Below are 8,247 nucleotides of genomic sequence, written 5' to 3'. Positions count from 1 at the left end.
AGCACGCCGTCGGTGGCCGCGTAGAAGGTGCCGTGCAGCAGCAGGACGCAGAGCGCCGCCGGCACCCCGCGCAGCGGCGAGAGCAGCAGCCCGTACGCGAGCAGCAGCACCCCGTGCCCGGCGAGGAAGAGCCGGTGGCGGCCGATCCGGTCGGCAAGCGCGCCGAGCGGGACGGCGAGCAGCAGGAAGGCGGCGGCGGTGCCCAGCGGCAGCAGCGGGAACAGGCCGACGGGCAGGTCCAGCCGGCGCTGGACGAGCAGGTAGAGGAAGGAGTCGCTGACGGTGGTGAGGCCGAGCAGGACGGCGCAGAGCGTCAGCCGGCGCAGGCCCGGCAGGCGCAGCAGCGTGAGGCTGTCGCGGAGCGAGGGGGTGGAAGTCGACAAGTCGTCACGACTGCCGCGGTTCGGCACGAACAGCAGCAGGACCAGCACGCCGAGCGCCGCGACGCACGCGCTGACCGTGAACACCGCGTCGTAGCCGTGCCGCTCGCCGCCGTCGGCGAGCAGCGGGCCGCCGGCCAGCCGCAGCACCAGGAAGGCGGTCAGCGGGCCGAGCAGGGCACCGGCCGTGTCCATCGCCCGGTGCACGCCGAACGCCCGGCCGCGGTGCGCGGGTTCGGTGGCCAGCGAGATCATCGCGTCCCTGGGTGCGGTGCGCAGGCCCTTGCCGGTGCGGTCGACGGCGATCACGGCACCGATCAGCGGGACGGTGTGGACGAACAGCAGCAGCGGACGGCACAGCGCGGACAGCCCGTACCCGACGGCCGCGACGGCCTTGTGCCGGGCGGCGCCGTCCCGGCCGCGGCGGTCCGCGAGGTGGCCGCCGACCAGCCGGACCAGGGCGCTGAAGCCGTTCTGGATGCCGTCGAGCAGGCCGAAGCCGAGCGGGGAGAGGCCGAGGCCGGTGAGCAGGTAGAGGGGGAGGACGGCGGTGACCATCTCGGAGGAGATGTCGGTGACCAGGCTGACGGTGCCGAGGGCGATGACCGCCCCGGGCACGGTGCGCAGGGCGGCGCCCCGCCGGGCCTGACCGGTGGCCGGCGCGTCGGGGGCCTTCGAACTGCGGGAGTCCGCGACGTACACGGGCGTCAGTTCCGGATTCCGGTGGTGGCGGTGCCGCGGCCGGCCGGGCCCCGGGCGGGACTCGCGGGGGAGGAGCAAACGGAGGCAGGGGCACCGGCGGTGGGCGTGCCTGGGGTGCGCGGTCGTGCGAAGGCCATGGGGGGTCCTCCGGATGTCGGGGCTTCCCGGGCGGGAGCGCCGAGAACAGTAGGAGCGCCGCGGTGTCGTGTACCTCACAACGGAGGTGAAGAACAGGCGAACAGCTGCCGCGCCGGGCGGGCCTGCCGGAACGGACCGGCGCCGGAGGCCACACCTGTCGCGATTGACCCGTTCCGGCCGGGCGTGGTGGGATCTCCGGAGCTTGTGACGAAGGAGTGCGGCACGTGATCGGACTGGTCGCAGCCATCCCGGCCGACGGGCCCGAGGACGCCCCGGTCCTGCGGATCGCCGCCCCGGACGACCGGCGCGACGGGCACCGCCGGGACGACCGGCACGACCGGGACGACCGGCACAGCGAGTACGAGCGAAACAGCGAGTACGAGCGGGATACCCCGGGCAGCGGCCTGCCGGTCCTCCCCCGCACTCTGGTGGTCGGCATCGGCGCGAGCAGCCGCGCCGAGCGGACCGAGGTGCTGCGGCTGCTGACGGACACCCTCGCGGAGGCCGGCCTGGCCCGCTCCGCGGTGGCCCGGCTGGCGACCGTGGCGGGCAAGGCGGACCACCCGGCGGTGCGCTGGGCGACCGAGCACCTCACCGGGGTGCCGGTGGACGAGTACCCGGCGGCGGCGCTGGCGGGAGTGCCGGTGCCGAACCCCTCCGCTGTGGTCGGCGCGGCCGTCGGCACCGCGAGCGTGGCCGAGGCGGCGGCGCTCGCGAGCGCGCCGGGCGGGCGGCTTGTGGTCGCCAAGCGCAGGTCGGCGGGAGCGACGGTCGCGATCGCCCGGGCGACGGTGCCCGGACGGATCGCGCTGCTCGACCTCGGCCCCGGATCCGCCCTCGGCCCCGGACCCGACCCCTGCGCATCGGGGCCGCGGGTCCGGGCGGAGCTGTGGAGCGTCTCGGCGGTGGTGGGCACGTCGGCGGCGGTCGCGGCGGTGGCCGGTGCGCTCCGGCCGGACACCTGGCGGATCGCGGTGCCGGACGGCCCCCGGCCACCGCTCGACGCCTCCGGGAGGGCGCTCGACCGCACCGGGACGGCCGTCGCCCTCGCCTCCCACGGCCACACCGTGGCCCTGGTCACCCTCGGTGACGGTGCGCGGCTCACCGTGCCGCCCGGCCCGTACGAAGTCCACCCCGTCCACCTCCGGCCCTGACCTCGAGCCCGCACCCGAACCCGCCGCCCATGCCGCCCATGCCGCCCACAAGGAGACCCCACGTGACCGCCCCCGAACCCGACCTGCGCCACCACGGCGACGCCGAGGTGCGCGCCGACGGGCTCGGCCTGGTCGACCTCGCCGTCAACGTCCGCACCGGCACTCCCCCGGCCTGGCTGCGCGAGCACCTCGCGGCCACCCTCGGCGACCTCGCCGCCTATCCCGACCAGAGCGCCGCGCGCGCCGCGGTGGCCGCCCGGCACGCCCGCCCGGTCGAGGAGGTGCTGCTCACCTCGGGGGCGGCCGAGGCCTTCGTCCTGCTCGCACGGGTACTGACGTCTCGTCACATCGTCGTCGTTCACCCGCAGTTCACCGAGCCGGAGGCGGCACTGCGGGACGCCGGGCACCGGGTGCACCGGGTGCTGCTCTCCCCCGGCGACGGGTTCCGGCTGGGCGCCGTCCCCGAGGAGGCGGACCTGGTCGTCCTCGGCAACCCGACCAACCCGACCTCCGTCCTCCACCCCGCCGAGGCCGTCGCCGCGCTGGCCCGGCCAGGGCGCACCCTGGTGGTGGACGAGGCGTTCATGGACACCGTGCCGGGCGAGCGGGAGTCCCTGGCCTCCGTCCGGGACCTGCCCGGCCGGGTCGTCGTGCTGCGCAGCCTCACCAAGACCTGGGGCCTGGCCGGACTTCGGATCGGCTACGTGCTCGGCCCGGCCCCGCTGATCGCCGACCTCGGCGCCGCCCAGCCGCTCTGGCCGGTCTCCACCCCCGCACTGGCCGCCGCCGAGGTGTGCAGCGGCCCGGCCGCGCTCGCCGAGGCGGAGCGGGCGGCGGCCGAACTGGCGCTCCGACGCGAGCACCTGGTGAAGGGACTGGCCGCCTTCCGGTCGGTGCGGCTGCACGGCGAACCGGCCGCCTCCTTCGTGCTGGTACGGCTGCCGGAGGCGGCGGCCGTCCGGGAGCGGCTGCGCGCGCACGGCTTCGCCGTCCGGCGCGGGGACACCTTCCCGGGGCTGGGCGAGGAGTGGCTGCGGATCGCCGTCCGGGACGAGGAGACCACCGACCGCTTCCTCGACGCCCTTGGGGCTGTGCTCGGTTCGGCGTGACGGCGGGCCCGGCCGGGCGGACGGCCGCGGTCAGTCCATCGTGATCCGGTCCCCGGTCCTGATCACGCCCGGCACCACCACCCGGGCGTACACCCCCGCGCAGGGCAGCGCCGGCATGCCGTCCAGCGGCACCACCCGGTTCCGCTCGGCCGGGACGCGCAGCGCCTCGGGGCGGCGGGGCAGCGGCCCGTGCCGCAGGGTGGGGACGGCGCAGCGCGGGGTGGGCGCGATGACCCGCAGGCGCAGGGTCGGGCCGATCGCCAGCTCCCGCCCCACCCAGGTGTTCTCGACGTAGCCCTCACCCTCGGTACGGACCACCAGGTTCGGCCGGTAGCGCTCGGCCTCGCTGCCGGTGGCGCGCAGGGTCGAGGTGGTGATCAGGTGCAGCGGCGCGAAGTCGAAGAAGCCGCCGTCCGGGGCGGCGCGGCCCAACTCGTTGACGGTGAAGTCGGTTTCGGCCGCGCTTCCGCGAGCCAGCACCTCCTCGGGAACGGCCCGTTCGACGGTCGCGCCGGGCGGGCGCTCGTCGATCAGCGCGACCTCGCGGCCGAGCGCCTCGGACAGCTCCCGCTCGTCCGCGCCCCGTCCGTCCGGGCCGCTGACGGCCACGCGGCCGTCCGTCGTGGTCCTGGCCGTGTACCCGAGCAGGCCGGCCCACAGCCGGGGGCGCTTGGCGCTGGCCACGCGGCCGGTGGCCAGGTCGAGCAGCGCCCGTTCGCGGTCGCCGGCCAGGCCCCGGCCGGTCACCTCGGCCCGGTCGAGTTCCTCGCCGAGCAGCCCCTTCACCGGGTAGCGCCGCAGCCGTTCGACCGTACCGGCCACTCGCGTTCCGTTCGTTCCCGCCTCGGCCAGGCCCGTCACTCGTCCTCCTCCGCCCATTCCCGCAGGGCCTCGAAGTGCAGCTCCCGCAGTCCGATCCGCGGGTCGACCCAGAGGGCCAGTGCCGGGGCAGGATGGTTCGCCTCGATCCACTCGATGTCCTGCGGGCCGAGTTCGTCGTCCACCCAGACGAACGGCCGCCCGGCCGCCCAGGCGACCACGTCCCTGGTCTTCCAGTGCAGCCCGTCCGGATCCTCCCGGAACTCCTCCGTCCAGCGGATGTACGGGAGTTCGGGCAGACCGAGCGGCGGGGCGATGAAGGTGTTCGCCTCGTCCATCCAGGTGCTGGCCCACACCAGTTCGTACGGCAGCGCCAACAGTTCCTCACCGTGCGACGGGTTCAGCCAGACCCTCAGCGGCTTCACCCGCTCGCGCGGCAGGGGTGCGTGGCGGGCCACCCAGGACTCCGGCAGCAGCCGGTGCGTCCGGTACCCGTCCGGGCGGCGGGTCTTGGGCGCCGCGTAGGGGTTGAGCGGCCCGTCGACGTCGAGCAGGAGCAGCGGCCGCCCGGTCATGCGGCCTCCGCCCACTCCCGCAGCCTGGCGAAGTCCCCGGCCAGCAGGCCGATCCGGGGGTTGACGTGCAGGGTGAGGGCCGGCCCGGGGTGGTGGGCGGCGATCCACTCCTCGTCCTGCGGGCCGAGTTCGTCGTCCACCCAGACGAACGGGCGCCCGGCGGCCCAGGCGACCACGTCCCTGGTCTTCCAGTGCAGCCCGTCCGGGTCCTCGCCGAACAGGTCGGACCAGCGGATGTACGGGAGTTCGGGCAGACCGATGTGCGGGCCTATGTGGGTGTTCGCCTCGCCCATCCATCCGGTGGCCCACACCAGTTCGTACGGCAGCGCCAGCAGTTCCCCGCCGTGCGACGGGTTCAGCAGGACCCGCAGCGGCTTGACCCGCGCGGCGGGGGGCCTGGCGTGTCTGGCACGCGTCGCCTGCCGGGCCCGGGCCGCCGCCAGGTGCTCCTGCTTCGCCACCCACCAGGCGGGGCTCAGCCGGTGGGTGTCGTAGCCCTCGGGCCTCCGCTCCGGCGCGGCGAAGGGATTGAGTGGTCCGTCCACGTCGAGGAGGAGCAGGGGCTGCTGGGTCATGCCTTGAATTCTCGGTCCGCCGGGGGCACTTGACCAGCGATTTGCGGGTCACGATCGGGCTCCCCCACCGCTGCCCCCGCCACCGCCCCCGCCACCGCCCCCGCTCCCGCTCCCGCCGCCGTCACGGGCGGGTCCACAGGTTGCGGGCGGCGAGCAGCGGCAGCACGCCCTCGCCGAACCAGTACGCCTCCTCCAGGTGCGGCATCCCGCTCAGCACGAACTCGTCGATGCCCAGCCCGTGGTACTCGCAGATCAGGTCCGCCACCTCCCGGTGGCTGCCCACCAGCGCCGTCCCGGCACCGCCGCGCAGCAGCCCGATGCCGGCCCACAGGCCGGGGTGCACCTCCAGCCGCCGCGTCGAGCCGCCGTGCAGCGCGAGCATCCTCCGCTGCCCCTCCGACTCGCTCTCGGCGAGCGCCCGTTGGGTCTCCCGCACCCGGCCCGGGTCCATCGCGGCGAGCAGCCGCTCGGTCTCCGCCCAGGCCTGCGCGGCGGTGTCCCGGGTGATCACGTGCAGCCGGATGCCGAACCGGACGGTCCGGCCCCTGGCGGCGGCCAGTTCGCGGATCCAGCGGATCTTCTCCCCCACCTGGGCGGGCGGTTCGCCCCAGGTCAGGTAGACGTCCGCGTGGTGGGCCGCGACGTCGCCGGCGGCCGGGGAGGACCCTCCGAAGTACACCGTCGGCACCGGGTCGGGCAGCCGGTTCAGCCGCGCTCCCTCGACCCTCAGGTGCGGCCCGTGGTGGTCGACCGTCTCACCGGCCCAGAGCCGGCGGGTGATGTCCAGGAACTCCCCGGTCCGCGCGTACCGGGCGTCCTTGTCCAGGAAGTCCCCGTAGGCGCGCTGCTCGGCGGACTCCCCGCCGGTCACCACGTTGAGCAACAGCCGTCCGCCGGACTGCCGTTGGTAGGTCGCGGCCATCTGCGCGGCCAGTGTCGGGCTGATCTGCCCGGGCCGGAACGCCACCAGGTACTTCAGCCGCTCGGTCACCTGGCTCAGCATCGCGGTGGTCAGCCAGGCGTCCTCGCACCAGGCCCCGGTCGGTGTCAGCACCCCCTCGAAGCCCAACTGCTCGGCGCTGCGGGCGATCTGGCCGAGGTAGCCGACGCTCGGCGGCCGGTGGGAGCCGGCCGCGCCGGGCGTGGAGCCGTGACCGCCGCCGACGATCAGCCGACTGTCTCCGTTGGTGGGGAGGAACCAGTGGAAGGTGAGAGCCATGGACGGACACACTCCTGGGGCCGGAACTGCCTGCGGTCGGTTGACGGAACCCACCGACTGCGACACCCCGCCGCCCACACCCGCCCCAGGTCCACGTGCAGCCTGCGCACGAGAAGCGGTCGGCCTGAAGCGGTCATGCCCCGATTCTCCGCGACTCCCCCACCCCGATCAAGACGCCCGGTCAGGACGCCCGGTCGGGATGCCCCCGCCGCGGCGGGCGCACGAACGTCCCGGACGGCCGAACGCCCGCAGGCCCCCTCCTGCACCGGGAGGGGGCCTGCGGCCGTGGCGTGCGCGCCTCGTGGCGCGGCGGATCAGACCTGGCCGGCCTTCTCCAGAGCCTCGCAGCAGGTGTTGATCATGAGCCGGGTGACGACGTAGGGGTCGACGTTGGCGTTCGGGCGGCGGTCCTCGATGTAGCCCTTCTTGTCCACCTCGACCTGCCACGGGATGCGCACCGAGGCGCCACGGTCGGAGACGCCGTAGCTGTAGGAGTTCCACGGGGCGGTCTCGTGCTTGCCGGTCAGGCGGGACTCGATGTCGGCGCCGTACTGGGTGACGTGCTCCAGCACCTTCTCCTGGGAACTGCCGAGCGCCTCGCAGGCGGTGATGATGGCGTCGTAGCCCTCGCGCATCGCCTTGGTGGAGAAGTTGGTGTGGGCGCCGGCGCCGTTCCAGTCGCCGCGGACGGGCTTCGCGTCGAGGGTGGCGTCGATGCCGAACTCCTCGGCGGTGCGGTAGAGCAGGTAGCGGGCGACCCACATGTCGTCGGAGACGGTCAGCGCGTCGACCGGGCCGATCTGGAACTCCCACTGGCCGGGCATGACCTCGGCGTTGATGCCGCAGATGGCCAGGCCGGCGCCGATGCAGCGGTCCAGGTGCAGCTCGACGATCTCGCGGCCGAAGACCTCCTCGGCGCCGACGCCGCAGTAGTAGCCGCCCTGCGGGGCCGGGTAGCCGCCCTCCGGGAAGCCGAGCGGGCGGGAGCCCTTGAAGAAGGTGTACTCCTGCTCGATGCCGAAGATCGACTCCTGCGCGGCGTACTTCTCGGCGACCTCGCGCAGCAGGGCACGGGTGTTGGAGACGTGCGGGGTACCGTCCGTCTCCAGGACCTCGCAGAGGACCAGGATGTTGTCGCCGCCGCGGATCGGGTCCGGAATGACCCGCACCGGGTCCAGCACGCGGTCCGAGGCGTGGCCCTCGGCCTGGCTGGTCGAGGAACCGTCGAAGCCCCAGGTCGGGATCTTGTCGGCGTTGGGCAGGACCCGAGTCTTGGAACGGAGCTTCGCGGTCGGCTTGGTGCCGTCGATCCAGATGTACTCGGCCTTGATTGCCACGGCGTGTCCCTCGCATTGCTGGCTGGTGGGTGCCCGCGTAGCGTCGCAAGCCGCCGTTTCCCGGTTGTTCCTCTCGTGTAACGCGCATGTGAACCAACCGTCCGCATCGGCACGGTCACGGTGCGGGAGTGCCGGGGGCGGCACTCCCGCCGTTCCGGGTGCCGTCAGTAACGGCGGGCGTGCGCGGCGCGACGGCGCCGGGTGGCCCACAGCGCGGCCGCCCCGCCCGCGACCAGCGC

8 protein-coding genes are annotated in these 8,247 nt (G+C 74.6%); 2 read left to right on the top strand and 6 right to left on the bottom strand.

Annotated elements, in window-relative coordinates:
• Positions 1–1,082 (bottom strand): MFS transporter (locus BU198_RS29085; protein ID WP_188299831.1); only part of this gene is annotated, 1,082 nt, incomplete at its 3' end.
• A 362-nt stretch (positions 1,083–1,444) separates the two neighbouring features.
• On the opposite strand from BU198_RS29085, the gene BU198_RS43500 reads away from it, so the two are divergent.
• Both BU198_RS43500 and cobC read left to right on the top strand, forming a co-directional pair.
• Positions 1,445–2,374 (top strand): cobalamin biosynthesis protein, encoded by a 930-nt coding sequence (locus tag BU198_RS43500; RefSeq protein ID WP_317620363.1) that lies wholly within the window; start codon positions 1,445–1,447, stop codon positions 2,372–2,374.
• Positions 2,375–2,403: 29 nt separating this feature from the next.
• The gene (gene cobC, locus BU198_RS29075; RefSeq protein WP_188299830.1) at positions 2,404–3,483 is read left to right on the top strand and encodes an Rv2231c family pyridoxal phosphate-dependent protein CobC; all 1,080 of its coding nucleotides are present in this window, start codon (positions 2,404–2,406) and stop codon (positions 3,481–3,483) included.
• A 30-nt stretch (positions 3,484–3,513) separates the two neighbouring features.
• Here the strand turns inward: cobC and BU198_RS29070 are convergent, their stop codons facing one another.
• The 5 genes from BU198_RS29070 to glnII form a co-directional block, all read right to left on the bottom strand.
• Complete coding sequence (locus BU198_RS29070; protein ID WP_317620361.1) at positions 3,514–4,344, bottom strand: MOSC domain-containing protein; 831 nt, start codon at positions 4,342–4,344, stop codon at positions 3,514–3,516.
• Positions 4,341–4,877 carry an HAD domain-containing protein gene (locus tag BU198_RS29065; protein WP_188299828.1) on the bottom strand — a complete coding sequence of 179 codons (537 nt, stop codon included), beginning with the start codon at positions 4,875–4,877 and terminating at the stop codon, positions 4,341–4,343. The genes BU198_RS29070 and BU198_RS29065 overlap by 4 nt, the downstream gene beginning before the upstream one ends.
• Complete coding sequence (locus BU198_RS29060) at positions 4,874–5,452, bottom strand: hypothetical protein (RefSeq protein WP_188299827.1); 579 nt, start codon at positions 5,450–5,452, stop codon at positions 4,874–4,876. Before BU198_RS29060 ends, BU198_RS29065 begins: the two co-directional genes overlap by 4 nt.
• Before the next feature lie 121 nt (positions 5,453–5,573).
• On the bottom strand, positions 5,574–6,671 hold the full coding sequence (locus tag BU198_RS29055) for an LLM class flavin-dependent oxidoreductase (protein ID WP_188299826.1): 1,098 nt from the start codon (positions 6,669–6,671) through the stop codon (positions 5,574–5,576).
• Between the two features lie 314 nt (positions 6,672–6,985).
• A complete protein-coding gene (gene glnII / locus BU198_RS29050; RefSeq protein ID WP_188299825.1) occupies positions 6,986–8,008 on the bottom strand; it encodes a glutamine synthetase in 1,023 nt (340 codons plus the stop codon).
• Positions 8,009–8,247 lie beyond the last annotated feature (239 nt).

Source organism: Streptomyces sp. CBMA156 (assembly GCF_014596515.1).
Lineage (GTDB): Bacteria > Actinomycetota > Actinomycetes > Streptomycetales > Streptomycetaceae > Kitasatospora.
The sequence above is the reverse complement of the archived record's forward strand: the minus strand, read 5'-3'. Positions and strand labels throughout refer to the sequence as shown.

Bases quoted from the DNA above. Each gene is read 5' to 3' on its own strand.
- BU198_RS29055 (WP_188299826.1), bottom strand. From the start codon at position 6,671: ATGGCTCTCACCTTCCACTGGTTCCTCCCCACCAACGGAGACAGTCGG.
- BU198_RS29060 (WP_188299827.1), bottom strand. From the start codon at position 5,452: ATGACCCAGCAGCCCCTGCTCCTCCTCGACGTGGACGGACCACTCAAT.
- cobC (WP_188299830.1), top strand. From the start codon at position 2,404: ATGCCGCCCATGCCGCCCACAAGGAGACCCCACGTGACCGCCCCCGAA.
- BU198_RS29065 (WP_188299828.1), bottom strand. From the start codon at position 4,877: ATGACCGGGCGGCCGCTGCTCCTGCTCGACGTCGACGGGCCGCTCAAC.